23 protein-coding genes are annotated in these 26,517 nt (G+C 64.2%); 1 reads left to right on the plus strand and 22 read right to left on the minus strand.

Annotated elements, in window-relative coordinates; genetic code table 11:
* Nucleotides 1-3: 3 nt before the first annotated feature.
* The 7 genes from thrC to surE all read right to left on the minus strand — a co-directional run bounded on the left by thrC (nt 4) and on the right by surE (nt 7,139).
* A complete protein-coding gene (gene thrC / locus C41B8_RS11980) occupies nt 4-1,392 on the minus strand; it encodes a threonine synthase (protein WP_037338528.1) in 1,389 nt (462 codons plus the stop codon).
* A gap of 16 nt (nt 1,393-1,408) precedes the next feature.
* Nucleotides 1,409-2,722 (minus strand): homoserine dehydrogenase, encoded by a 1,314-nt coding sequence (locus tag C41B8_RS11985; RefSeq protein ID WP_037338428.1) that lies wholly within the window; start codon nt 2,720-2,722, stop codon nt 1,409-1,411.
* Nucleotides 2,723-2,869: 147 nt separating this feature from the next.
* Complete coding sequence (alaC, locus tag C41B8_RS11990) at nt 2,870-4,078, minus strand: alanine transaminase (protein ID WP_037338430.1); 1,209 nt, start codon at nt 4,076-4,078, stop codon at nt 2,870-2,872.
* A 109-nt stretch (nt 4,079-4,187) separates the two neighbouring features.
* The gene (locus C41B8_RS11995) at nt 4,188-5,102 is read right to left on the minus strand and encodes a peptidoglycan DD-metalloendopeptidase family protein (protein WP_037338433.1); all 915 of its coding nucleotides are present in this window, start codon (nt 5,100-5,102) and stop codon (nt 4,188-4,190) included.
* A 2-nt stretch (nt 5,103-5,104) separates the two neighbouring features.
* Entirely contained in the window at nt 5,105-5,707 is a 603-nt protein-coding gene (locus C41B8_RS12000; protein WP_198025174.1) for a YqaA family protein, read from the minus strand.
* A 2-nt stretch (nt 5,708-5,709) separates the two neighbouring features.
* Nucleotides 5,710-6,387 carry a protein-L-isoaspartate(D-aspartate) O-methyltransferase gene (locus tag C41B8_RS12005; protein WP_051883459.1) on the minus strand — a complete coding sequence of 226 codons (678 nt, stop codon included), beginning with the start codon at nt 6,385-6,387 and terminating at the stop codon, nt 5,710-5,712.
* A 2-nt stretch (nt 6,388-6,389) separates the two neighbouring features.
* Nucleotides 6,390-7,139 (minus strand): 5'/3'-nucleotidase SurE, encoded by a 750-nt coding sequence (gene surE / locus C41B8_RS12010; RefSeq protein ID WP_037338437.1) that lies wholly within the window; start codon nt 7,137-7,139, stop codon nt 6,390-6,392.
* 307 nt (nt 7,140-7,446) lie between these two features.
* On the opposite strand from surE, the gene C41B8_RS12015 reads away from it, so the two are divergent.
* Nucleotides 7,447-8,001, plus strand: a complete 555-nt coding sequence (locus C41B8_RS12015) for a Smr/MutS family protein (RefSeq protein WP_037338440.1) — start codon at nt 7,447-7,449, stop codon at nt 7,999-8,001.
* Between the two features lie 2 nt (nt 8,002-8,003).
* Here C41B8_RS12015 and truD read toward each other — a convergent pair whose 3' ends face one another.
* The 15 genes from truD to bamA form a co-directional block, all read right to left on the minus strand.
* Nucleotides 8,004-9,077, minus strand: coding sequence for a tRNA pseudouridine(13) synthase TruD (truD, locus tag C41B8_RS12020; protein ID WP_037338444.1), 1,074 nt, complete (start codon nt 9,075-9,077; stop codon nt 8,004-8,006).
* A gap of 7 nt (nt 9,078-9,084) precedes the next feature.
* Nucleotides 9,085-9,417, minus strand: a complete 333-nt coding sequence (locus tag C41B8_RS12025; protein ID WP_037338446.1) for a septum formation initiator family protein — start codon at nt 9,415-9,417, stop codon at nt 9,085-9,087.
* A 76-nt stretch (nt 9,418-9,493) separates the two neighbouring features.
* The gene (eno, locus tag C41B8_RS12030) at nt 9,494-10,777 is read right to left on the minus strand and encodes a phosphopyruvate hydratase (protein WP_037338449.1); all 1,284 of its coding nucleotides are present in this window, start codon (nt 10,775-10,777) and stop codon (nt 9,494-9,496) included.
* A gap of 72 nt (nt 10,778-10,849) precedes the next feature.
* Entirely contained in the window at nt 10,850-11,692 is an 843-nt protein-coding gene (gene kdsA, locus C41B8_RS12035) for a 3-deoxy-8-phosphooctulonate synthase (RefSeq protein WP_037338451.1), read from the minus strand.
* Nucleotides 11,689-13,332: a CTP synthase gene (locus C41B8_RS12040; RefSeq protein ID WP_037338453.1), complete on the minus strand. Its 1,644-nt coding sequence runs from the start codon at nt 13,330-13,332 to the stop codon at nt 11,689-11,691. Before C41B8_RS12040 ends, kdsA begins: the two co-directional genes overlap by 4 nt.
* Before the next feature lie 176 nt (nt 13,333-13,508).
* Entirely contained in the window at nt 13,509-14,828 is a 1,320-nt protein-coding gene (tilS, locus tag C41B8_RS12045; RefSeq protein ID WP_051883456.1) for a tRNA lysidine(34) synthetase TilS, read from the minus strand.
* Nucleotides 14,829-14,901: 73 nt separating this feature from the next.
* A complete protein-coding gene (locus C41B8_RS12050) occupies nt 14,902-15,873 on the minus strand; it encodes an acetyl-CoA carboxylase carboxyltransferase subunit alpha (protein ID WP_037338455.1) in 972 nt (323 codons plus the stop codon).
* Nucleotides 15,874-15,898: 25 nt separating this feature from the next.
* A complete protein-coding gene (gene dnaE / locus C41B8_RS12055; RefSeq protein ID WP_037338457.1) occupies nt 15,899-19,393 on the minus strand; it encodes a DNA polymerase III subunit alpha in 3,495 nt (1,164 codons plus the stop codon).
* Between the two features lie 45 nt (nt 19,394-19,438).
* A complete protein-coding gene (rnhB, locus tag C41B8_RS12060) occupies nt 19,439-20,065 on the minus strand; it encodes a ribonuclease HII (RefSeq protein WP_037338459.1) in 627 nt (208 codons plus the stop codon).
* Nucleotides 20,062-21,201: a lipid-A-disaccharide synthase gene (lpxB, locus tag C41B8_RS12065; RefSeq protein WP_232226057.1), complete on the minus strand. Its 1,140-nt coding sequence runs from the start codon at nt 21,199-21,201 to the stop codon at nt 20,062-20,064. Before lpxB ends, rnhB begins: the two co-directional genes overlap by 4 nt.
* A 54-nt stretch (nt 21,202-21,255) precedes the next feature.
* Complete coding sequence (gene lpxA, locus C41B8_RS12070; RefSeq protein ID WP_037338461.1) at nt 21,256-22,029, minus strand: acyl-ACP--UDP-N-acetylglucosamine O-acyltransferase; 774 nt, start codon at nt 22,027-22,029, stop codon at nt 21,256-21,258.
* Nucleotides 22,029-22,487, minus strand: coding sequence for a 3-hydroxyacyl-ACP dehydratase FabZ (fabZ, locus tag C41B8_RS12075; protein WP_037338464.1), 459 nt, complete (start codon nt 22,485-22,487; stop codon nt 22,029-22,031). Before fabZ ends, lpxA begins: the two co-directional genes overlap by 1 nt.
* Nucleotides 22,487-23,533, minus strand: a complete 1,047-nt coding sequence (gene lpxD / locus C41B8_RS12080) for a UDP-3-O-(3-hydroxymyristoyl)glucosamine N-acyltransferase (protein WP_037338466.1) — start codon at nt 23,531-23,533, stop codon at nt 22,487-22,489. Before lpxD ends, fabZ begins: the two co-directional genes overlap by 1 nt.
* A 15-nt stretch (nt 23,534-23,548) precedes the next feature.
* On the minus strand, nt 23,549-24,157 hold the full coding sequence (locus C41B8_RS12085) for an OmpH/Skp family outer membrane protein (RefSeq protein ID WP_037338469.1): 609 nt from the start codon (nt 24,155-24,157) through the stop codon (nt 23,549-23,551).
* A gap of 10 nt (nt 24,158-24,167) precedes the next feature.
* Entirely contained in the window at nt 24,168-26,516 is a 2,349-nt protein-coding gene (gene bamA / locus C41B8_RS12090; protein ID WP_037338473.1) for an outer membrane protein assembly factor BamA, read from the minus strand.
* Nucleotide 26,517 lies beyond the last annotated feature (1 nt).

Raw genomic sequence — 26,517 nt, forward strand, 5'->3', positions numbered from 1 at the left:
ACCTCAACGGCGCTTGGCGGCGACGTAGGCCTGGACTTCGGCGAGCTCGGCCGGCAGGACCTCGAAACGCTCGGGGGCCGACATGAGATCCGCCATCGCCTCGGGCAACGGCGCGCCGGGGAAGCCGGCGCGCACGATGGCATCCTCGAACTTGGCCGGATGCGCGGTGGCGAGCGTGATCATCGGGGTCGTGGCATCGGCGCGACAACGCATCGCCGCGCGGTAGCCTGTCGCGGTATGCGGATCGAGCAGCTCGCCGGTATGGGCATGCGCCTCGCGGATGACTTCGAGAATCGTCTCGTCGTCGACGCTGTAGCTGGAAAACAGCGACCGCAGCTGGGCCAGTGGCGCATCGTCGATCGCCGCCCGGCCCTCGGCGAAGCGGCCGAGCAGATCCCGGACCGCCACGCTGTCGCGTCCGTAGGCCTCGAACAACAGCCGTTCGAAGTTGGACGACACGACGATATCCATCGACGGCGCAAGCGTGGCCTGTAGCGCCCGGCGCGAGAAGTCGTTGTCGGCGATCGTGCGATGCAGGATGTCGTTGGCGTTGGTCGCGATCACGAACTGCTTGACCGGCAGGCCCATGCGACGGGCCATATAGCCCGCGAAGAGGTTACCGAAGTTCGCCGACGGCACCGTGAACGCCACCTCGCGGTGCGGCGCGCCCAGGGCGACCGCCGAGGCGACGTAGTACACGATCTGGGCCATGATGCGCGCCCAGTTGATCGAGTTCACCGCGATCAGCCGCCGACCTTGCAGGAACGACTGATCGGCAAAGCTGGCCTTGACCATTGCCTGGGCATCGTCGAAATCGCCCTGGATGGCGATGTTGTGCACATTGGGCGCGTCCACCGTGGTCATCTGCCGACGCTGGACAGCCGAGACGCGCTCATGCGGATGCAGGATAAAGATATCGAGCTGGTCGCAGGCACGACAGCCTTCGATCGCGGCCGAGCCGGTGTCGCCCGACGTCGCGCCCATGATCACGCCGCGCTCGCCCCGCCGGGCCAGAAAATGATCCAGCAGGCGACCGAGCAGCTGTAACGCCACGTCCTTGAAGGCCAGCGTCGGGCCGTGAAACAGTTCCAGCAGATGGTGGTTGTGCGACAGCTGCTTGAGCGGCACTACCGCATCGTGCTTGAAAGTGGCGTAAGTGTCCTCGACGATACGCCGGAAATCGTCCTCGGCGATGGCACCGCCCACGAACGGCTTCATCACGCGGAACGCGATCTCGGTGTACGGCAAGCCGGCCATCGCCGCCAGTTCATCGTGCGAGAACTGCGGGATGGTTTCCGGCACGTACAGGCCGCCGTCCGGCGCAAGCCCGGTGAGCACCACCTCTTCAAAGTTCAACGCCGGGGCATCACCCCGAGTGCTGATATAACGCATCGCCTCGGTCATCGCGTTAGTCCTCAAATTCGGCCACGCGGTAGTGCACCACGCCGTCGCGCGTGGTGGGCAGCGCCTTGATGTGGTCGAGCGCCTCGTGCAGCGTGCCCTCGCGTGCTGGCTTGGTGACGATGATGACCCGGGCGTCGTCCTCGGCGGTCGGCGGGTCCTTCTGCAGGATGGCCTCGATGCCGATCTCCAGCTCGGCCAGCATGCGCGTGATCTCGGCCATCACGCCGGTCTTGTCGGCGACCTGCACGCGGAAATAGTGGCCGCAAACGAAGTCCGGCGATTCCAGGATCGGCTCTTCGGTGATCTGATCCGGCTGGAACGCCAGATGCGGTACGCGTCCGCTCGGATCCACGCTCATCATGCGGGCCGTATCGATCAGGTCGGCCACCACAGCCGAGGCGGTCGCGCCGGCCCCGGCGCCGGCGCCGTAATAGGCCGTCGGCCCCACGGCGTCGCCGTGGACCATGATCGCGTTCTTCTCGCCCTCGACGTTGGCCAGCAACGCGCGTTCGGGCACCAGCGTCGGATGCACGCGCATGGCCACCCCGGTCTCCTGACGCTGGGCGATGCCGAGATGCTTGACCCGATAGCCGAGCTCTTCGGCATACTCGATGTCGTCGGCCGCTATACCCCGGATGCCATCGGTGACGATGCGATCGAACGACAACGGGATGCCGAACGCAATACTGCCGAGAATCGCGAGCTTGTGCGCGGCGTCGATGCCATCGACGTCGAAGGTGGGATCGGCCTCCGCGAAGCCGAGCTTCTGCGCCTCGGCCAGCGCCTGTTCGAAAGTCACGCCCTCGAACTTCATCTGGCTGAGGATGAAGTTGCCGGTGCCGTTGATGATGCCGGCCACCCATTCGATGCGGTTGGCGGCCAGCGATTCGCGGATCGCCTTGATGATCGGGATACCGCCGGCCACCGCCGCTTCAAACGACACGACCACACCGGCTTCGTCGGCCGCGGCGAAGATCTCGTTGCCGTGCAGCGCGATCAGGTGCTTGTTCGCGGTCACGACGTGCTTGCCGTTGGCGATCGCTGCCATGACCAGCTCATAGGCCAGTTCGTCGCCACCGATCAGCTCGAGCACTACGTCGATGTTCGGATCCTCGACGATGGCCCGGGCATCGGTGCCGATATCAATGGCGCCGGTCTCGCAGTCGCGCGCGCGATCCAGGCTACGCACCGCTGCCCGAGTCACGCGAATCTCGCGGCCGGCACGGCGGGTGATTTCATCGCCGTTGCGCGCGAGCAGATTGACCACGCCGGCACCGACGGTGCCGAGGCCGAGTACGCCGACCTTGACCGGTTCCATCATCGTGAGTGTCCTCGTTTGCGGCGCCCGCCCCGAGTCCCGGTCGGCGCCCTTCTGATTGATGCGTTGAGAGATTGTATCGACCCGGCCCGCGCTCGCGCCGGCCGGGCCTGACTGCCCGGCGACGACGCCGAACGCAGCGTTGCGTTACGCCGCGATCACACCGTCGCGCTTGAACATGCGCTTGATGTTGCGCAGCGCCTGGCGCGTGCGTTGTTCGTTCTCGATCAGACCGAAGCGCACATGGGTATCGCCGTATTCGCCGAAACCCACGCCGGGCGAGACCGCCACATAGGCCTCCGCGAGCAGCTTCTTGGTGAAATCGAGCGACCCCATATGCTGATAGGCCTCGGGGATACGCGCCCAGACGAACATCGTCGCCTTGGGCCGCTCCACCGGCCAGCCGATCTCGTTGAGGCCGTCACAGAGCACGTTGCGTCGTTTCTCGTACAGATCGCGAATCTCGGTGACGCAATCCTGCGGCCCGTTGAGCGCGGCAATGGCCGCCACCTGCACCGGCGTGAACATGCCGTAGTCGAGATACGACTTCATGCGCGCCAGCGCGGCGATGAGTTCCGGGTTGCCGCACATGAAGCCGACGCGCCAGCCCGGCATGTTGTAGCTCTTGGACAGGGTGAAGCACTCCACCGCGACATCCTTGGCCCCGGGCACCTGCAGAATCGAGGGCGCCTCATAACCGTCGAACGTCAGATCGGCATAAGCCAGATCCTGCACGATCCAAAGGTCATATTCCTTGGCCATCTCGACCATGCGCTCGAAGAAATCGAGCTCGACGCACTGGGTGGTCGGGTTGCCCGGGAAATTAAGCAGCATCATCTTCGGACGCGGCCAGGATTCCTTGATCGCTTTTTCCAGCTCGGCGAAGAAATCCGTATCCGGCATCATGCGCACATGGCGCACGTCCGCCCCGGCGATCACAGCGCCGTACGGATGGATCGGATAGGCCGGGTTCGGCACGAGCACCTGGTCGCCATGCTCGAGGATCGCCAGCATCAGATGCGCCAGCCCTTCCTTCGAGCCCATGGTGACGATGGCCTCGCTCTCCGGATCGATATCGACGTCGTAACGGCGCTTGTACCAGGCCGAGATCGCCTGTCGAAGCCGCAGCACGCCGCGCGATACGGAGTAGCGATGGGTATCCGGGCGCTGCACCGCTTCGGTGAGCTTCTCCACGATATGCGGCGGCGTGGGCCGGTCCGGATTGCCCATGCCGAAATCGATGATGTCCTCGCCCCGCGCTCGCGCCGCCTGCTTCAACTCATTGATAATCGCGAACACGTACGGCGGCAGACGATTGATGCGTACGAAGTTGGATTTCGATGAAGCGTTGGCCATGGTTTTTCAGGCGGTTGGTGCGCGCCACAGCGGGCGCAGGTAGGCAATCGGTCAAACGTCGGAGTCTGCCAGATTCACCGGCGCGGCACTACCGGAGTGCGGTCGATGATCAGTGGTCGGGCAGCACCTTCTGTGGATTGATCGGATCGCCGTCCTTGCGAATCTCGAAATGCAGCATCGGCTTGTTTTCGGGGCCGAGGCCCATATCTGCAATATGCGCGCCCGCTTGAACTGTCTGGCCCTGCTTGACCCGACTGTGCTCGACGAAGCCGTAGGCCGAGAGATAATGCTGATCGTGCTTGATGATGATCAGCTTGCCATAGCCCTTCAGACCGGAGCCGTTATAGACCACGGTTCCGCTGGATGCCGCATAGATCGGGGAGCCGACCTTGCCGCCGATCTCGATGCCGCGTCGACGCGCTGACGGATCGTAGGCGCGCAGCAACGAGCCGCTGGCCGGCCATTGCCAGCCGTCCGCACTCGGGCCGCCCGCCTTGACCGTCGTCTGCCGCGTTGTCGCGGAAGACGTCGCATGGTCGATGGAGTTCTCTTCCTGCGAATTGGCCTGGGCCGTCGTCGCCGATTGCCCGCCGCCGCTCGGCGAGCTCGACTTCGTGACGTGATCCGGCGCGGCTGCGGACCCGGTGCTCGGATTCTGCGTCACCGTCGGCGTACCCGGCGATTGCAACGGCTGCACGTGGCCGTCGGAATCCGACGAGGGGGCCGATCGCGGCGGACCGTTGTAGCCACCGGTGTTCAAAGGCGCCGGTTGCGTGCCCGACATACGCGCATAATCGAGCCGCGGATACGGTTTCAGCGTGAGCTGCTGGCCGACGCGTATACGATACGGCGGACCGATATGATTCCAGCGCGCCAGGTTGTGCCAGTCGATATCGTAATGCTGGGCGATCTCCGAGAGCGTGTCGCCGCGCTGCACCGTATAGCTGTCGGGCCGCATAGCCCGGTTGATCGAGCAACCGGACATCAGCGCCGTGGCGGCCACCCCCAGCGTGGCCAGACCCACGGCTAAACGACGTGGCGATAAACCAGGTAAGCGATCACGACCAAGACAACGAATATCCATCCGATCCAGTCCAGATATTTGAGTAGTCGGTCCTCGAACATGGGTCCGAGCCAGCGCACGAGCCCGGCGACCAGAAAGAACCGTGCGCCGCGCCCGACCGCCGATGCAAGCGCAAAGGCCAATAGCGGCATGCCGAGGGCTCCGGCAGCAATGGTGAAAAGTTTATAGGGCACCGGAGAAAAACCGGCAAACAGAACCGCCCAGAAGCCGTATTCGGCGAACCAGTGACGGACTGTTTCGTAACCCTGTTCATAGCCGAGACTATGCAGCCACGGAAGCAACGGGTCGATGAACAGCGCCCCGATCAGGTAACCGAACAAGCCGCCGACGGTGGAACCGAGCGTCGCGATACCGGCATAACGTAAGAAACGCGCGCGCCTGGCCAGCGTCATCGGAATGAGCATGACGTCCGGCGGAATAGGAAAGAATGAACTCTCGGCGAAGGCGAGCGCCGCGAGCCAGACCTGGGCGTGGCGATGCGCGGCGGCCCGCACCACCGCGTCGTACAGACGGCGCCAGGCGCCGGGCCGGCGCGATGCGGCCACGCCTAGTCGTGCCCCTCGATCAACGGCACAAAGCTCACTGGATCGAGATCCTCGCGCTGGAACGACTGGCCCTGGCGCCGCACCACAACCAGACGCTGACCGCCGCCGGACGCGCCGACGGGCACGATCATCCGGCCTTGTTCGGCCATTTGTTCATATAACGAGGTCGGCAACGCCTCGGCGCCAGCCGTGACCAGAATCACATCGAATGGCCCATACGACGGCAGCCCGAGCACATCGTCGCGTGCTTCGCGCGGGCGGATATTGCGATAACCGAGCTCGGCGAACCGGCGGCGCGCCTGATCGTACAGTGGCTTGATCCGCTCGACGGTATAGACGGTGGCCACCAGTTCGGCCAGAACGGCGGCCTGGTATCCGCTGCCGGTGCCGATTTCCAGCACGTGGTCCGGCACGCCGTCGGCCAGTAGCAGACTGGTCATCTGGGCCACGATATACGGCTGCGAAATGGTCTGGCCGTAGCCGATGGGCAGCGCGGTATCGTCGTAAGCGCGGCTGGTCATGGCCTCGTCCACGAACATATGACGGGGTACGCGATTCATCGCCTCGAGTACGCGTTCGTCGCGGATACCGAGTTGCTCCAGCCGTGCAATCAGCCGCGCGCGGCTGCGCGCCGAGGCCATGCCGAAGCCACGGACATGGGGATGCTTGTCGGGTTGCATCATCACAGGCGGTCCAGCCAGTCGGACAACGACGACAGGCTGGCATGCCGCGTCAGGTCGATCTGCAACGGCGTGATCGAAACGAAGCCGTCGTTGACCGCATGAAAATCCGTGCCCGGGCCGGCGTCCGCCTGCGCCCCGGCCGGTCCGATCCAATACACCCGCCGCCCGCGCGGATCGCGATCGGCGATCAGCTTTTCGGCGCGGTGACGATAACCCAGTCGCGTCGCGCGATAGCCCGCCAGATCCTCGTAGGCTCGGTCCGGGACATTGACGTTGAGGATGGTATCGGCCGGCAACGGATGCGCCACAAGCAAACGGACCATCGACACCGCGACGCGCGCCGCGGTGTCGTAATGAACACAGGCGTCGCCGACCAGCGAAATCGCGATCGCCGGCAGCCCGAGCGAGCGCCCCTCCGTCGCGGCCGCTACCGTTCCCGAATACAACACATCATCGCCGAGATTGGCGCCGGTATTGATGCCGGAGACCACCATGTCGGCGTCCTCATCGAACAGGCCGGTCGTGGCCAGATGGACACAATCGGTCGGCGTGCCGTCGACGGCGAAGACATTGTCGTCGACCTCGCGCACCCGAAGCGGACGTTCCAGGGTGAGAGAATTACTCGCGCCGCTCCGATTGCGATCCGGCGCCACCGTGACGACATCGTCACAGACCGTGGCCATGGCGGCGCGCAGCGCCGCGAGACCGGGTGCATGGCACCCGTCGTCGTTACTCAAAAGTAGTCGCATGAACAGACAAGGCTTGCGTGGTATCAACGCGCGTGCATGCACGCGTTCAGCTCGCTAAGGTCTGTTGATGCACCGCTCGAGCGCCGCGTTGGCATCCGCACATCGCGGCCGACAAGGCAACGAATCGTCGCGTCGTGGCATGCCACGGCCGAGACTCGCAACGCCCCCGGGACGCGATTTGCGGCCGCCCCGCTGGTCGCGAGCGGACTCGCACGAAGCATCAACAGGCCCTAGCATAGCTTATAGACACCGTGTTTGGCTTTGCCGTATTGGCCACGAAGAGCGATATTCCGGGAAGAATGGCGGCGTGAGCGATTCCGACGACAACGACGACAGCATCAGCGCCGAGGACAGCGCCCTGTTCCGCAGCATGGTCGGCCCGGTGGCCACCGTACACCAGGACAAACGTGTACGCCGACGCTCCCTGCCCTCGGCCCGACCGCGTATGCGCGAAGCCGACGAAGCGGCCGTGATGGCTGAACTGCTCACCGATGCACCGCCCGATCCGGATATCGAGACTGGCGACGATCTGGTGCACCGGCGCGAAGGCGTGCAACACGCGGTCATCCGGCGCCTGCGCCGTGGTCATTATCGCTGCCAGGCGGAAATCGACCTGCACGGCATGGTGGTCGATGTCGCCCGCCAATGCCTGGGCGAATTTCTGCACGAGGCGCTGGAACGCGGCTATCGCTGCGTACGGGTCATCCACGGCAAGGGACTGCGCTCGGGCAACCGCGGCCCGGTGCTCAAGATCAAGGTCGCCGGCTGGCTCAGACAGCGCGAGGAAGTGCTGGCCTATGCCTCGGCTCGCCCGGTGGACGGCGGCACGGGGGCGCTCTACGTCCTGCTCCGAAAAACCTAGACTCAGCCCGGCGTCGACATATCCGCCACGCGCACCAGTTCGCGGATCACGCTGGTCGCGAACGACCCGGCCGGCAGGGTGAATACGAGGCGCACATCGGCACCCGCGGCCGACGCGGCCAGATCCGACACTGGCAAGCGCAGCGCCCGGCGCTCGGCATCGACACCGAAGCGTTCCAGCCCGTCCCGGAATTCCGCGAACTCCGCCAGTACGCCGTCCTCGATGTCGCTGGCGGCATCCGTTGGTCTTATGTCAGTCGCGCGAGCTCGCCCGGGCATCGGCCCGGTCGGCTGAATATCGCCCTGCGCCGCGCGTTCGCGCAGCGAGGCCCAGGGCTCTTCGGTATCGGCCGCCGCGAACACGCTGCGCGAACCGGCCAGCATGAACACATCGCCGGGCAACGGGTCCGGCCATGCCTCGGCGCGCAAGCGCGCATCGAGCACGGCGTTGAACAGCAGCGAACGCGCCGCCGACAGCGCGAAACTGCGGCGACCACGCGACAGGCGACGTCCTGAAAACAGCGCCCGCGACAGCGCGATGTTGCGCCCACCATGGCCGAAGCGCTGGGCACCGAAATAGTTGGGCACGCCGTCTCGCTGCACCCGCGCGGCGCGCGTCTCGAAGTCCGCCGCATCGAAATCGACGACATCGCGAATCGTGATGTCGAAACGATTGGCGCGATGCGTGCCGCGTCGTAGTTTGCGGCCATGGCGCCGGGCCTCGAGCACGCGCAGTTCATCATCCATCGGCCAAGCCGGCAACGCCTGCTTGATCGGCCAGGTCAGCGAGAACCACTGCCGGGTGATCGCGTGCCGATCCTTGAGCCCGCTGTAGCCGATGTCACGAGGCGCAACACCGATGGCTTGCGCGAGCCGTTCCACGGCCTGCGGCGTCGTCAGGCCGGTCTTTTCGACCCAGAGCCAGACATGCTCGCCCTCGCCCGAAAGCTCGACATCGCAGATTTCTTCAACCTGAAAATCTGCGGGTACTGCGCGCAACCGACCCATGCCTGAAGGCGCTGAAGACACAAACGCAAATTCGGCAACGTCGACGGCGTCGCCGCTGAGAAAGGCCATCCCGCGATCAGCCGGCGCCGGAGGTTGCGCTCGGGGCGCTGGGCGCGTTATGTGCGGGCTTGGTTTCGTCCGGCACCGTCAGAAAAAAGGTCTCGCCTGGTTTCACCATGCCCATTTCCGCGCGTGCCCGGCCTTCGGTCGCGCCAATGCCCGATTTGAGATCGTTGATCTGGGTCTGGACCGCATCATTGCGCGCGCGATCCTGCTTGTTCGTCTTGGCGATCTTGTCGCGCATCGACTGCAGATGGTGAACCTGCGCCAGACTGCCGTCACCAATCCACAGCCGGTACTGCAAACCGGCGAAAATGACAAGCAGTGCGATGACGGCGACGCGATACATGTTTCGATTGTATCGCGTCGCCGCCGGCTGTCCAGCCGCCGTTTTTTCGGTGCGGGAGACGCCGTCGCGCAACGAATCAGATCTCGAAGTTGAAGGCTTTCTTGCCCGGATAGACGGCACGGCTGCCGAGCTCGGCCTCGATCATCAGCAGGCGGTTGTACTTGGCGATGCGGTCCGAGCGCGACAGCGACCCGGTCTTGATCTGGGTTGCCGCCGTCGCCACGGCCAGATCGGCAATGGTCGAATCCTCGGTTTCGCCGGAGCGATGCGAGACCACGGCTGTATAGTCGGCCCGGGTCGCGACATCGATCGCGCGCAGGGTTTCGGTCAGCGTACCGATCTGATTCGGCTTGATCAGAATCGAATTGGCAATGCCTTCCTCGATGCCCTTCTGCAGAATACGCGTGTTGGTCACGAACAGATCGTCGCCGACCAGCTGGATCTTGTCGCCGAGACGCTCGGTGAGCAACGCCCAGCCGTCCCAGTCATCCTCGGCCATGCCGTCCTCGATCGTGATGATCGGGTAGTTGTCGACCAGACCGGCGAGATAATCCACGAAGCCCTTGGCGTCGTAGTCCTTGCCTTCGCCGGCGAGCTTGTAGGTGCCGTTGTCGTAGAACTCGGTGCTGGCCGCGTCGATGCCGAGATACACTTCTTCGCCCGGCTTGTAGCCGGCGCACTCGATGGCCTCGACCAGCGTCTTCAGCGCCGCTTCGTTGGACGGCAGGTCCGGGGCGAAGCCGCCCTCGTCGCCGACCGCGGTCGACATGCCGCGCTCGCCCAGCAGCTTCTTGAGGTTCTGGAACACTTCGCAACCACAGCGCAGCGCTTCCGAGAAGCTCGGCAGGCCCGCCGGCACGATCATGAATTCCTGGATATCGACGTTGTTCGACGCGTGCTCGCCGCCGTTGATGACGTTCATCATCGGCACCGGCAGGTGGGTCGCTTCGTCGTGGCCGAGGAACGCGTATAGCCCCTGGCCCGCCTCGTTCGCTGCAGCGTGCGCGGCCGCCAGCGATACGCCCAGCAGGGCGTTCGCGCCCAGACGGCCCTTGTTGTCGGTGCCGTCGAGTTCGATCAGCGTCTTGTCCAAGCCGGCCTGATCGTTGACGTCGAAGCCCTTGATCTTCTTGGCGATCTCGCCGTTGACGTTGGCCACGGCCCGGGTCACGCCTTTGCCGAGGAAGCGGCTCTTGTCGTTATCCCGCAGTTCGACGGCCTCGAGGCTGCCGGTCGAAGCTCCCGACGGCACCATGGCTGTTCCGGTGACTCCCGATTCCAGCTCGATCCGAACCGCAACCGTGGGATTGCCACGCGAATCGATGACCTGATAACCGCGCGTATTGGAAATCTTCGACATAGCTTTGACTATCGCGTTGATGTGGATTGGATCCCGCGACCGTCGGCGTAGAGCGCCGCGGTCCGGCCAAGATTACCCGCTGTGCGGTGACGACGCCATGACGCCGCTGCGCTTGACCACGCCGTCGAGTTCGACCAGCGTTTCCAGCAGTTCGCGCATGTGCGTGAGGTGAAGCGAATTCGGGCCATCGCACAGCGCGTTGTCCGGATCCGGATGGGTTTCCATGAACAGACCGGACACCCCGGCGCCGACGGCAGCACGGGCCAGCACCGGGATATGCTCGCGCGCCCCGCCGGAAGCATGGCCGAGCCCGCCGGGCAGCTGTACCGAATGCGTGGCATCGAACACCACCGGGCAACCGGTATCGCGCATCATCGCGAGCCCGCGCATGTCGACCACCAGATTGTTGTAGCCGAACGAGAACCCGCGCTCGCACACAAGAATATCGCGGCCGCCCACTTCGCGGGCCTTGGCGACCACGCCGCTCATCTCGGCCGGCGACAGAAATTGACCTTTCTTGATGTTCACCGGCTTGCCCGAGGCCGCTACCGTCTGGATGAAATCGGTCTGGCGACAGAGAAACGCCGGAGTCTGGATCATATCGACCACGACCGACACCGGTTCGACCTGCGCTTCGACATGTACATCGGTCGTGACCGGCACGCCGATCTCGCGCTTGACCGCAGCCAGCGTTTCCAGCCCGGCGTCGAGCCCCGGCCCGCGATAGCTGCTGTGCGAGCTACGATTAGCCTTGTCGAACGAGCCCTTGAAGACATAGCCGATGCCCAGATCGGCACAGATTTCGGCCACATGACCGGCAATATCGATCGACAGCTGCTGCGATTCCAGACTGTCCGGGCCTGCGATCAGGAACAACGGCGCATCGCCGCCGATCTCGAATCCGGCGAAGTTCATTTGAGACACCGTTGCCGCGCGGCCGAAATGAAGCCCATGAACAGCGGATGGCCGGCCCGCGGCGTGGACGTGAATTCGGGGTGGAATTGGCAACCGAGGAACCACGGATGATCCGGCAGTTCGACGATTTCCACGAGATCGTCCTCGACCGAAAAGCCCGAGAAGACCAGACCTTTATCAGCCAACGTCTCGCGATACCGGTTGTTGAACTCGTAGCGATGACGATGCCGTTCGTAGATTTCGTCGGCGTTATAACAGCGGTGCGCCAGGGTATCCGGCACGAGCCGGCAGCGCTGTTCGCCCAGACGCATGGTGCCGCCGAGGTCGGCGCTGGCGTCGCGCGTCTGGCGCGCACCGCCGGCATCGGTCCATTCGGTGACTAATGCGATGACCGGATGGGCGGGCTCCGGATCGAATTCGGTGCTGTGCGCCCCGGCCAGGCCCGCGACATCGCGCGCGAAGTCGATGCAGGCGACCTGCATGCCGAGACAGATGCCGAGATACGGCACGCCATGCGTGCGGGCATAACGGGCTGCGGCGATCTTGCCCTCGATCCCGCGCTCGCCGAAGCCGCCGGGCACGAGAATCGCGTCGCAGTCGGCCAGCGCTTCTTCCGGATCCTTCTCGACCGTCTCCGAATCCACATAATGGATATCGACACGGGTCGCCGTGTGCAGGCCGGCATGCGAAAGCGCTTCGTTAACCGACTTGTAGGCATCGGCCAGATCGACATACTTGCCGACCATCGCCACGCGTACCGAGACGTCCTGTGTGGTGCGTGCATCGACCAGCTTGGCCCAGTTCGACAGATCGGCCTTGGGTGCCGTCATGCCGAAATGATCGATCACCAGATCGTCGAGGTGCTGGCTCTGCAGCAGGCTCGGCATCTTGTAGATATCGTCCACGTCGGTGGCCGCGATCACCGACCGGTCCTGCACATTGGTGAACAGCGCGATCTTGCGGCGCTCGTTCTCGGGCAGTGCCCGGTCCACGCGACAAACCAGGATATCCGGCTGGATGCCAATCGAGCGCAGTTCCTTGACCGAGTGCTGCGTCGGCTTGGTCTTGAGCTCGCCGGAGGACGGGATGAACGGCACCAGCGTCAGGTGCATGAACATCACGCGATCGTGGCCGAGCTCGACCCCGAACTGACGGATCGCCTCGAGGAACGGCAGCGATTCGATATCGCCGACCGTGCCGCCGATCTCGACCAGACAGATATCCGCGCCCTCGCCACCTTCCAAGATGCAGCGCTTGATCTCGTCGGTAATGTGCGGAATCACCTGCACCGTGCCGCCGAGATAATCGCCGCGCCGTTCCTTGTTGATGACATTGTTGTAGATCTGGCCGGTCGTGAAATTCGACAGCCGGGACGTGCGCGTCTTGAGAAAACGCTCGTAGTGGCCCAGGTCCAGATCGGTCTCAGCGCCGTCGCGGGTGACGTACACCTCGCCGTGCTGGAACGGGCTCATCGTCCCCGCATCCACATTGAGATACGGATCGAGCTTGATCACCGAGACCGACAGGCCTCGTGCTTCCAGCAGCGCGCCGAGCGAAGCGGCGGCGATGCCCTTGCCGAGCGAGGAGACGACCCCGCCGGTGACGAATAGATAACGAGTACCAGTCGCGTGCCCAGCCATGCGCGCTCTTTAGATGGGGTCGAGGGAGGATGCTTGCCGCGCATGCTAGCCGAAAGCCGGTGCGCGGACAACGCGCGCACGCGTTCGCCAAGGCCTGTCAGGCCCGGCATGCCATAGCCCAAGCGGAGTTGCGCGCAATCCACGCCAAACCATCCGGCGGCCCTGCCGTGCGTTACTCAGCCCGAACCCGCGCCCGGCAGGTCGTGGTACCAGAGAAAATCCGGCACGTCGTGGCCGAACCATCGCTCGATATGCGGATGCCGCCACAGCCTGGGCAACGCCAGCAGCGTATCACCGGCCTGAATACGGGGCAGGCGTTCCCGGATCCAGGGGGGTACACGCTGCTGACGCAGCCACTCGGCCAGCGGCACGGCCCGGCCGTCCGCGCGCGTCAACTCGGCGCCCGGGCGATTGAATACGACATGCAGATCGGCGGGATGCCGTCGCGGCTCTTTGGATCGAAACGTCAGACGTCCGCAGCCGGCCGGCAAATCGATCGCGGTGCTACCGGGCGGCCAATCCACGCGCTGCGCGATCGCCGGCGGGCTTGGCAGACGCGGCATCGCGAACAAGCGGCCGTCGAACCGCCGGACCTCGGTGGACGCGAACGAGACCCGCGGGCCGGCGTGCTCGCGCGCCGTCAGCAACCGGCGGATCTGCGCCAGATGCCGGTGATCGGGCCGATCGCGACCGCATTCCGCAAGCCATAGCCGAAGCGTCTCGCTCTGACGCGCAGTCGACAGTTCAGCGAGCGCGTCGATCCGCAGCCGCCCTTCCCCGTCGGCGGCGGCGTCGCAATCGATTCGGGCCAGCGTCGCCACGGCCTCCGCCGCCTGCCCAGCCCACGCGGCGCTACGCGACAGCGTCTCGGCGGCCGCCGGCCAGCGATCGATCAGCGTCGGCCACAGGCGCTCGCGCAGGTAGCCGCGCGCGCGCTGCGAATCGCGATTGGTGGCATCCTCCACCCAGTCGAGACCGTAGACTTCGGCGTATGCCGTGATGGCCGCCCGCGGCACATCGAGCCACGGGCGCCAATGCTGCCCGGCGCCGAACGCCATCAGGCGCGGCATGGCCGCTAGGCCAGATACGCCCGTCCCCCGTAGAGCCTGCAATAGAAAGGTTTCGGCCTGATCCTCGGCATGATGTGCCGTGACCAGCACCTCGCCCGGGCCGAGACTGGCCCGCAGCGCGGCGTAGCGTGCCGCGCGGGCCGCCGCTTCCAGGCCGCCATCGCGGGTATCGACCGTGACCTCACGACAAGCAAAGTCGATATGGCGTGTTTCGCAGAACCGTCGACAGTGGTCGGCCCAGGTGGCGGCGTCAGGCTCGAGACCGTGGCCGATATGGATCGCGCGCAGCCCGACGGACAACTCCGCGCGGCTCAAGGCATGCAGGAGTACCGAGGAATCGCGACCACCGCTGAAGGCGACCACCAGCGCGCGCGCTTCAGAGGGATAGTGCTCGAGCGCGGCGATCAACCGATCGGGCTCGCTCACGCCGTGCCTCGCCGTTTCTGAAACCGTGGGACCGAATGCGGCTACCGAATCCCGGCCCGCACCGCGAGCCGAATCAGCCCGCCGACTTGAAGTCGCCGAAGGCCATCCAGCGCTTGTAGCGCTCGTCCAGTAGTTCGTCGATGCTCAGGTGCTGGAGACGCGTCATGTGCGCGAGCAGACGATCCTTGAGATGCGTCATGAGGCGCTCGGGATCGCGGTGAGCGCCGCCCAGCGGCTCGTCCACGACTTCGTCGACCAGCTTGAGGCGTTTCAGATCCACCGACGACACCCGCATCGCTTCGGCCGCGTCTTCGGCCTTGTCAGCCGATTTCCATAGAATCGAGGCACAGCCTTCCGGCGAAATCACGGAGTAGATGCTGTATTGCAGCATCATCAGCTGATCGCCGACGCCGATCGCCAGCGCCCCGCCGGAGCCCCCCTCGCCGACCACGGTGCAGATCACTGGCACGCGCAGCTTGGCCATCTCGAACAGATTGCGGGCGATCGCCTCGGACTGGTTACGCTCTTCGGCGCCGATGCCCGGATAGGCGCCCGGGGTATCGATGAACGTCAGCACCGGCAGCTTGAAGCGTTCCGCGGTCTTCATCAGCCGCAGCGCCTTGCGATAGCCTTCGGGCCGCGGCATGCCGAAATTGCGGTGGATCTTTTCCTTGGTGTCACGGCCCTTCTGATGGCCGATCACCATCACCGGCTGGCCGCCGAGGCGCGCAGTGCCGCCGATGATCGCCGGGTCGTCGGCATAAGCCCGATCACCGTGCAGTTCGACGAAGTCGGTGAACATGCCGTCGATATAATCCTGGGTATACGGCCGTAGCGGATGGCGTGCCATCTGCGCGACCTGCCAGGTCGACAGCTTCGAGAAAATCTGTTCGGTCAGGTGCTTGCGCTTGTCTTCGAGACGCTGGATCTCTTCCGACAGATTGACCTCGCTCCCGTCCGCGACAAAGCGCAGCTCCTCGATCTTCTCCTGCAGCTCGGCGATCGGTTGTTCGAAGTCCAGGTAATCGAGGTTTTTTTGCGCCATCGGTTCGTGGGTGCCGGTTGTCGGGTCAGCTTACGGGTGTCTGAGCGCGACGATAACGCACTTGCACCTTATCCGCACCCACCAAACTCTTGAGATCGGCCAGCAGATCCTCGCACAGGCGCAGTCGTGTATCGCCGAGAGTCAGCACGGCGCGGGCGTCCGCGTTGGCATAGCGCAGCACGACGTCGCATCCGGCATCCGACTTGTAACGATCGACGCAGCCGGCCAGCGCGCCCACGTCCAGCGCGGCCTCGGACTGTAGTTGCAGCAGAATCCGGCTGGCATAAGCCGCACGCGCGGTTTCGATGTCCATCACCGTGTTGGCGTTGAGCCGGAAGCCGTCGGAAAAATCATCGTACTGCAGGCTGCCGTCGACGATCACCAGCTTGTCCGAGACCAGTAGATGGCCGAATTCAGCGGCCTTGTCCTCGAACAGCGGGCATTCGATACGCCCGGAGCCATCGTCCAGCACCACGATGATGCGCTTGCCCTTCTTCATGCGCCGGACCTCGACCACGAGCCCCGCCACCACCGAGGCCTTGCGCGGGCTGCGCCGGCCTTCGCCGCCTTCTTCCGGGCGCGGCATGGCCGCGACCTGATCGGCGATCTTGCCGTCGGTCATGCGTTCGAGCTCGGCTTCCCAGGCCTTGATCGGATGCCCGGTGAGATAGAGCCCCAGCGTGTCGCGCTCGGCCTTGAGCCGTTCGTCTTCCGGCCACTCATCGAGGTGATCGAGCGGCGGGCCGGCCGTGTCGGGCGTCTCGGCCAGGCCGAACATGTCGTTCTGGCCGACGCGGGCCGCGCTACGGTCCTGGTCGGCCGCGGCCAGTGCGCGGGTCACGCCATGCATGAGGCTGGCGCGATTGGGCCCGAGGTCGTCCAGCGCGCCGGCGTTGATCAGCGCCTCGATCGCACGTCGGTTGATCTTGGAGGTATCCACGCGGCGACAGAAATCATACAAATTGGCGAAGGTGCCGCCCTCGCGGCGCTCGGCGATGACGGCTTCGATCGCGCCCTTGCCCAGCCCCTTGATGGCGCCGAGGCCGTAGCGAATGGTCGAATCGTCGACCACCGAGAAGTTGTATTCGGAGGCGTTGACGTTCGGCGGCGCCACCTCGATCTCGAGCCGGTGGCACTCGTCGATCATGATCACGACCTTCTCGGTGTGATCCATATCCGCCGAGAGCACCGCCGACATGAAATCGGCCGGGTAATGCGCTTTTAGCCATGCGGTCTGGTACGAGACCAGCGCATAGGCTGCCGAGTGCGACTTGTTGAAGCCGTAGCCGGCGAATTTTTCGACCAGATCGAAGATGTAGGCCGCAGTGTCTTCGTCGATGTTGTTCTCGACCGCGCCCTTGATGAAACCGTCACGCTGCTTGGCCATCTCTTCGGGCTTTTTCTTGCCCATGGCGCGACGCAACAGGTCGGCGTTGCCCAGGCTGTAACCGGCCAGCACCTGGGCGATCTGCATCACCTGCTCCTGATACAGGATCACGCCGTAGGTCGGCTCCAGCACTTCGGCCAGACTGTTGTGCGGATATACCACCTTGGCCCGGCCGTGCTTGCGGTCGATGAAGTCCTCGACCATGCCGGATTCCAGCGGCCCGGGGCGATACAGCGCCACCAGGGCGATGATGTCCTCGAACTCGGCGGGCTGCAGACGCTTGATCAGACGCCGCATGCCCGAGGATTCGAGCTGAAATACGGCCGTGGTATCGCCCTTCTTCAACAAGTCGAACGAAGCGTTGTCGTCCAACGGAATCTGGCGGACGTCGATCGGGTCCTTGCCGGCCTTCTCCAGGCGCGCGTTGGCGACCTGGACAGCATTGTTGATGATGGTGAGCGTGCGCAGGCCGAGAAAGTCGAACTTGACCAAACCGACCGCTTCCACATCGTCCTTGTCGAACTGGGTGACGCGGTTCGTGCCGCCCGGCTCGCAATACAGCGGCGTGAAGTCGATCAGGTTGGACGGTGCGATGACCACGCCGCCCGCGTGCTTGCCGGCGTTACGGGACACGCCTTCCAGCGACAGTGCGAGATCGAGTAGATAGCCGACCTCCTCATCCTCGCGCGAGGTGCGCAGCTCTTCGGATTCCTCGAGCGCCCGGGTGAGCGTCATGTCCGGGGCAAACGGCACCTGCTTGGCGATCCGGTCGACAAAGCCGTAGGGATGATTGAGCACACGGCCCACATCGCGCACCACGGCCTTCGCGGCCATGGTGCCGTAGGTGATGATCTGGCTGACCTTCTCATGCCCGTAGGCATCGGCCACGTATTCGATCACGCGGTCGCGGCCGTCCATGCAGAAGTCGACGTCGAAGTCGGGCATGGACACGCGCTCGGGGTTCAGGAAGCGCTCGAACAGCAGATCGTAGGCCAGCGGGTCGAGATCGGTGATACCCAGTGCATAGGCGACCAGCGAACCGGCGCCCGAGCCACGGCCCGGGCCGACCGGCACACCGTTCTCACGTGCCCAGCGGATGAAGTCGGCCACGATCAGGAAGTAGCCGGGGAATCCCATCGTCTTGATGACATCGAGCTCGTGTTCCAGACGCGAGTCGTATTCCTCGCGCTTGGACGCCCGTACGTCGGCATCGGGGTATAGATCCTCGAGACGCTCGTTCAGCCCGGCCTGGGACTCGGCCTTCAGAAACGAATCGGTATCGTGGCCTTCCGGCACCGGGAAATCCGGCAGCACGTTCTCGCCGAGCGTGAGCTTGAGGTTACAGCGCCGCGCGATCTCGACCGAGTTCTCGATCGCTTCCGGCAGGTCGGAAAACAGCTCGACCATCTGCTCCGGCGTTTTCAGATACTGCTCGGCCGTGTAGTGGCGCGGCCGACGTGGATCGGCCAGGGTATAACCGCCGTGGATCGCGACGCGGGCCTCGTGCGCATCGAAATCCTCGGCGCTCGGGAAACGCACATCGTTGGTCGCCACGATCGGGATATCGGTCGCCAGCGCCAGGCCGACCGTTTCTGCCAGCCAAGCCGCTTCGCCACTACGCTGGCAGCGCGTGACTTCCAGGTAATAGCGATCGCCGAAAATCGACTGCCAGTGACGGGCGTGTTGCTCGGCGAGTTCGGCCTTGCCGGCCAGCAGCGCCTGGCCCGTATCCCCGCTCATGCCACCGGAGATCGCGATCAGCCCGTCGGCCTTTTCGGCGATCCATTCGCGCTGGGTAAGCACCTGGCCGCCGGTCTGGCCGTGCAGATAGGCCCAGGTGAGGATCTCGCAGAGATTGCGATACCCCTCGCGATGCTGGGCGATCAGCGTCAGTCGTGAGGCCGGCGCCGCCCCCTCGTCCACCTTGAGATCCACGCCCACGATCGGCTTGATACCGGCGCCGAGTGCGGCCTTGTAGAACTTGACCATGCCGAACAGGTTGACGTTGTCGGTCACGCCAACCGCCGGCATGCCGGCTTCGGCCACCTGCTTCATCAAGGGCTTGATGCGCACGATGCCGTCAGACAGCGAATACTCGGTATGAATGCGCAGATGGACGAAGGGAGTCGTCATCGATAATCCTCGAACTTGGGGCCACGGGCGAGGTGCGCCGGCGCCCTATCCTAACGTGAAATTGAGCGTCGTCTGACGCGCGGCCGCCGCGCGGGCAACCGGAGCAAAGCTGTGCCGATGGATGGGCGTCGGTCCGAGTTCGGCCAGCGCGGCCCGATGCGCGGGCGTGCCATAGCCCTTGTGCGAGGCCAGGCCGTAGCCCGGATAAACCGCATCGAGTTCGACCATCTGACGATCGCGCGCAACCTTGGCGATCACCGACGCCGCGCTGATCGCCGGTACGCTGCCGTCACCGCCCACGATGGTCCGCACCGGCATCGACAACATAGGCGGCCGATTGCCGTCGATCCACGCCGCGAACGGCTGGATCGACAGGGCCGAGACGGCCCGCTGCATCGCCAACAGCGTCGCGCCCAGAATATTGTGGCGATCGATTTCCGCAACCGAGGCCTCGGCAATCGCCCAGGCGATCGCACGCTGGCGGATCTTGATATCCAGCGCCTCGCGGTCTTCAGCCGTCAGCGCCTTGGAATCGGTGAGCCCTTTCGGCAACGGGCGCGGGGGCATGATGACCGCCGCGGCCACCACTGGCCCGGCGAGCGGGCCCCGCCCGACCTCGTCGACGCCCGCCACGACCGGGCACGCGAACTTGCGGCCGACGCGGGTCTTCATGAGCGGGCCTCCATGAGCTCGGCCACGGCCTCTGCCGCACGCGCGTCGGCATCGCGCGCGAGCCCGGCGTGAATGGCCTCGAAGGCATCGATCTGCTCGGCGCGTGCGGCCGGCGAATGCAACAGCCGATAAAGCCAGGCGCCCAGCATCGGCACCTGGGCATCGGTCTGCAGCAGTTCGGGCACGAGCCGGCGTCCGGCAAGAAGGTTCGGCATGCTCACGAACTCAGTCTTGATGAGATTCAGACTGCGCGCAATCCAGTAATTCGTGCCGGACAGCTCATAGGCCACCACCATCGGCGTCTTAGCGAGCAGCGCTTCCAGCGTCGCAGTGCCCGAGGCCACGAGCAGCGCCTCTGCCGCGCGCATGACCTCGCGCGAACGCCCGTCGACGAGCTCGACGTCGACATCGGGGAACCGCTCGAGCTCGGCTTCGAAGCGTGCGCGCACGCGTTGATTGGCCATCGGCGCCACGAAACGCACTGATGGATCACGCCGGACGAGCCAGCGGGCCACCTCAAGAAACAAGGGCCCGAGTCGATCGACTTCGGCGCCGCGGCTGCCGGGCAACAGCCCGACCCAACGCGCGGCGCGCTCGAGACCCAGTGCGTCACGGGCCGCTGCCGCATCGGGATGCGCCGGCAGCTCATCGGCCAACGGATGTCCAACGAAGGTCACTGGAATATCGTGGGCCGCGAAGAAATCGGGCTCGAACGGAAATATTGCCAGCATCCGATCGACCGCGCGCCGGATGCCGCGCGTGCGGCCGGCCCGCCAGGCCCAGGCGGTTGGACAGACATAATGCACGGTGGTGATGCCGGCCCGACGCACACGCGCCTCGAGCCGGGTGTTGAACGCTGGCGCATCAATCCCGATAAAGACATCCGGCCGCTGGCGCACGATGTCCTTGTATAGCCGCTGGCGGAGCCGGAGCAGCCGCGGAATCTGGCCGATCACCTCGCTGATACCAAACAACGACAGCGCTTCGATATCGGCCAGCGATTCGCAGCCTTCGGCCCGCATCCTCGGGCCGGTGACGCCGACGAAACGAGCCTCGGGGTAGCGCTTGCGCAACTCGCGAATCAGACCGGCGGCCAGCATATCGCCCGACACCTCGCCGGCCACGAGAAAAAACATCCGCGCGGGCTGCACCATCGACGAGAGCGACCGATCCACCGCCGCGGCGGCCGGTCAGCGAATGATGCCGCGTTCGGCGTTGTCCAGCGACGCGAGCATCGTGGCCACAGCCGGGCTCGTCTCGGCGGACTCGCGAATCACTTCCTTGGCATCGGCCAGCCGCATCTTGGATCGATACAGGGTGCGATAGGCTTTCTTGACCGCCGCGATTTCGTCGTTGGAATACCCCTGACGGCGCATGCCGATGGAGTTGATGCCATGCGGCTCGGCCGGCGACCCCGCCGACCGCACGAACGCCGGCACGTCCTGAACCACGCCGCTGCAATACGCTAGAAACGCCAACGGCCCGACGCGACGGAACTGATAGACGAGCGCAAAGCCCGCCAGGATGCAGTGATCGCCGATATGTACATGCCCCGCCAGACTGGCCCCGTTGGCCATGGTGATGCCGTTGCCGAGAACGCAGTCGTGTGCGATATGGGTGTAGGCCATCAGCAGGTTGTCGTTGCCGATACGGGTCACACCCTGATCGAGCATGGTGCCGCGGTGCACGCTCGAATATTCGCGAAATGTATTGCCATCGCCGACGACGAGCTCGGTCGGTTCACCCTTGTAGCCGCGATGCTGCGGCTCGGCGCCCAACGACACGAACTGCGAGACCCGGTTGTTGCGGCCCAGCGTGGTATGCCCCTCGATAACGACGTGGGGCCCGATTCGCGAGCCCGCCCCGATCGTCACGTGCGGGCCGATGACAGTAAACGGCCCGATATGGACGTCGTCCGCGACCTTCGCTTCGGGATGAACCTGGGCCGAGGCGTCGATCGGCATTATTCGCCCTCGGCTTTCGCCGGCGCGCCCGGAATCGCCATCAGTTCGGCCCGACAGGCCAATTCGTCACCCACCCAGGCTTCTGCATCGAAGCGCCACAACCGTTTCTTGGTCGAACCGATCACAAGCTTGAGCAACAGTTGGTCCCCCGGGATCACCTGCCGCTTGAAGCGCGCCTTGTCGATGCCGGCGAAATACACGATGGTCCCGTCTTCGGCGTCGACCGTACGCATGCCCAGAAGCAGGCCGGCCTGGGCCAGCGCTTCCAGGATCAGGACGCCCGGCATAACCGGGTGACCGGGAAAGTGGCCGCCGAAGAAGGGCTCGTTGACGGTCACGTTTTTTAGCGCGGTAATCGATTTGCCCGGTTCGCATTCGAGCACCCGGTCGACCAGAAGAAACGGGTACCGATGCGGCACCCTCTTCATGATCTCGCGGATTCCGTCCTGTTCGTTCATCAAGGGTCTCCAGAAATCCCATGTGTAGTTTCGACGCGCCTGAGCCGGGCCTCGATGCGATCGAGCGCCCGAAACAACGCCAGTCGTTTGCGCCAGCTGCGAGCGGGCATGGCACGAAAAGTCGATGAGTATACCCCTTCGACTGCAATGTCCTTGGGCACCTGGCTGGCCGCCGTGATGATTACGCCATCGGCGATGGTCACGTGATCGCCGATGCCTACCCCGCCGCCGATCATGCAACGGGCGCCAATCCGGCTCGAGCCCGCGATACCGGTACAGCCGGCGATCACCGTGTGTTCGCCGATCAGACAATTATGTGCGATGTGCACCTGATTATCGATCTTGGCGCCACGGCACACCACCGTGTCATCGATCGCCCCGCGGTCGATCGTGCTGTTGGCCCCGATCTCTACATCGTCACCGATACGCACGCCGCCGAGCTGCGGGACGGGTTCGAGCCCTGCCGCCCCCGGGACGAGCCCGAAGCCGCGCTCGCCCAACACCGCGCCGGAGCCGATACGAACACGGCACCCCAAGCGCGTATTCGCGCGGACCGCCACGCATGTGCCGAGCACGCTATCCGCGCCGATCTCTACGTCGTCGTCGATCACGCTACCGGCACCGATCGCCACGCGCTCGCCGATGACGACGCGTTCACCGACCACCGCGTTGGCGCCAATGCTCGCCGATGCCGAGACATCGGCGCTAGCAGCCACCACAGCGCCGGGCCCCATACCGGCAGACGGTAACGGACGCTCGAATACGGCGGCCACGCGGGCAAAGGTGAGTCGCGGCGTATCACTGATCAGCAGCGCGGGGGACTCGACATCGGCCAGTTCCGGCGGAACGATGACCAGGCTGGCTTGGCTGGCCGCAACCAGCGCGCGTTGTCGTGCGCTCTCCGCGAACCCGAGCCCGCGCCGACGACCGGGCGTCAACGCACAGACGCCGTCTACCGTAACGTCGCCGTCCCCAGTGCAGTCGAGCCCAAAGCGGTCGGCGAGCTCCCGCGCCCTGTACTGTTTCGACGTGGTCGAGTCGGCCACGGCTGCCCTCGTCTTCTAGTCGGCCGAGTCTCCGCCTGCGGCGGCGCTCTTCGCTTTTTGCGAATCCTTGGCTTGTTTCGCGTCTTGATCGGCCTGTGTTTTCAGCCGCTGCAGAATGGCATCCGTGATGTCCACCGAGTCGCTCGCATACAGCACCGAGTCACCCATGATCAGATCATAGCCGTTGTTCTTGGCGTAGTCGTCGATCACCTGGCGCAAATCCGAGCGCATGTGATCGAGCTCTTTCTGCTCGGCGTCGGACACATCGTCGTTGTACTGCGACTGCTTGAGCTGCAGCTGGTGCTTGTCGTCGCGAATCTTCGAGGACAGCTGGTCGCGCTCGTCATCGCTCATCGAATCCGCGTTGTTCTTGAGCCGATCCATTTCCGACTGCAGCTCGGCCGACGCGGCTTCAAGCGCATTCTTCCGCTTGGCAAACCGCTCGGCCATGTTCTTCTTGGCGTTCTGTGCCTGCGGCGACTCCCGTACCAGACGATCCAGGTCAACCACGCCGATCTTCGGCGGCGGCCGGGTCGGCTGGGCATCGGCGACGCTCGAAGCCAGCCCCGTGGCCATGACCACGGCGACCAGCCAGTACGACATACGGCGTGTCAGGACCGTCATGACATCGCGCCTAGAAGTTCGCACCGAACGAGAACTGGAATCGGTTCGTACTATCCTGCCGCTCCGCCTTGCTCACGTAGGGCGCATAGCTCACGCGCAAGAGCCCGAAGAACGGCGTGAACCAGTCGAACGCCACACCCGCGGAATGGCCCATGCGGGAGAAGCTGAAATCACTGGCGTTCCGGTACGCGTTACCCATGTCGTAGAACAGGCTAAGACGCGTCGTCTTGTTATCCGATTTCAGGAACGTCGGAATCACGAGATCGGTTTGCAGGGTGGTCAGGAATTTGCCGCCATAGGCGTTGCCAAACGAATCCTGCGGACCCAGGCCGCCACTGCGGAAGCCACGTACCGACTGCGCACCGCCAGCGAAGAAGTTGTCGTAGGGCGGCACATCGGTGCCCTTGCCCCAGACGCCCGTCTGGCCGACCTTGCCGTCAACCTGCAGCACCACCTTGTCGGACAGCTTCGGAATCCAGGAGCCGACACGGAAGTAGCGCTGGTGTTCAAGACTTGCCTTGTAGTACTCCAGATCCGAGCCCGGCCCCTTGATATTGAACAGCAACTGGGTATCCGAACCGCGCGTGGCGAAGTAGGTCCGATTGCGGGTATCGCGATCGAAACCGGTCCGCAGCTCATAGGTGTTGGCGGTCCGTCCGTTTTCACGCACGAACTTGGCGACCTGCTGGGACACACCGAGCGTGCCATTGCTGTTGTAGACACTCTGAATTGTGTCTTGCTCCAGACCCAAACCGGCCCGCAGCGTTGAATACTCGGTGATCGGGAAGTTGAACGTCATCGCCGCGCCGAACGAGTCGATGTCGTAGCTGGAACTACTCGAATACAACTGGTTGGTCTTGCGATAGAACGCCGAAATGGTCCGCGAGACACCCTCGGGCGTGAAGTACGGATTGGTAAAGCTACCCGACACCGTTTTCGTGTACTGGTTGGTCGAAGCGTTGACCTGGATCGTGTCGCCGGTACCACGGAAGTTGGTGTGCTTCACACCACCATTGATCAGGAAGCCTTCCGAGTCGGAATAGCCGATGCCGGCGTTGATCTGGCCTGCGGCCCGCTCAGTCACGTCGTAGTCGACGTTGACAAGGTCATCCGAGCCGGGAACCTTCTTGGTATTGACCTTGACGTCCTGCATGAACGGCAGGCGCGCCAGACGGGTACGCGAGCGCTGCACGGCGCGGCGTGAGTACGGCGCACCCTCGAATTGTCGCATCTCGCGCCGGAGGGTCTGGTCGTTGGTCTTCTCGTTACCCTCGAACACGATCTGGTTAACGTACGTCCGCTTGCCCGGATTCACGAAGAAAGTCAGATCCACGGTCTTCTTGTCATCGTCGATCTTGGTCAGCGGATCGACACTGGCGAAGGCATAACCGAAGTCCGCCATGCCGGAGGTAATGGCGTCGGTGGACTCCTGTACCTTCTTGCGCGAGAAGATCTCGCCGTCCTTGACCTTGACCAAGCGCTGTAGCGTGGCCTCCGGCACGATCATATCGCCGGCGAACTTGTAGTTCTTGATCTTGTACTGCGGCCCCTCGTCCACATTGATCGTGATAAACACGTTCTTCTTGTCGGGCGACAGCGACACCTGCACGGAGCTTACGTTGAAACGGATATAACCGCGGTTCTGGTAGAACGAATTGAGCGACTCGAGATCGCCCACCAGCTTTTCGCGCGAGTAGCGGTCGGGGTGTTTCCAGAACGTTAGCGGGTGATCGTAGAAGGGCTTGTGCGACTTCAGTTTGAAGACGCTCTTGAGCTGATCATCGGTGAATTCATGGTTTCCGATGATATTGATGTCCTTGATCGAGGCGATCGGACCTTCCTTGATCTTGATGTCGATCGCGACCCGGTTGTTGCCTAGATGCTTGACGTTCGTTTTGATCTTTACGCTGTAGTAGCCGTTGGCGTAGTACTGACGGCGCAACTCCTGCTGCAGCGAGTCGAGCAGCGAGCGCTTGTACAGCTCACCCTGCGCCAGACCCTGTTTCTTGAGGGCCTCTTTGAGCTTCTTGCCACCGATCGCCTTGTTGCCTTCCAGCTTGAAGCTGGCGATCTCCGGCCGCTCGGATACGTTGACGATCAGGGTGTTGCCCTGGCGATCCAGCCCGACGTTCTGAAACAGGCCGGAATCGTAGAGCGCGCGGATCGATTGCTGGGCCCGCGCCTCGGTCATTTGATCGCCTACCGAAACCGGCAGATAGGTCAAGACCGTGCCCGGCTCAAGCCGTTGCACCCCCTCGAGCTTGATGTTGTCGATCTGGAAGTCATACGACTGCGCCCATGCGCCCGCCGCGTACATGACCAAGAGCGCGCCTGCCGCACGCTTCACCACTCCATTCATA

The sequence above is a fragment of the Salinisphaera hydrothermalis C41B8 genome, from assembly GCF_000732535.1.
GTDB lineage: Bacteria > Pseudomonadota > Gammaproteobacteria > Nevskiales > Salinisphaeraceae > Salinisphaera > Salinisphaera hydrothermalis.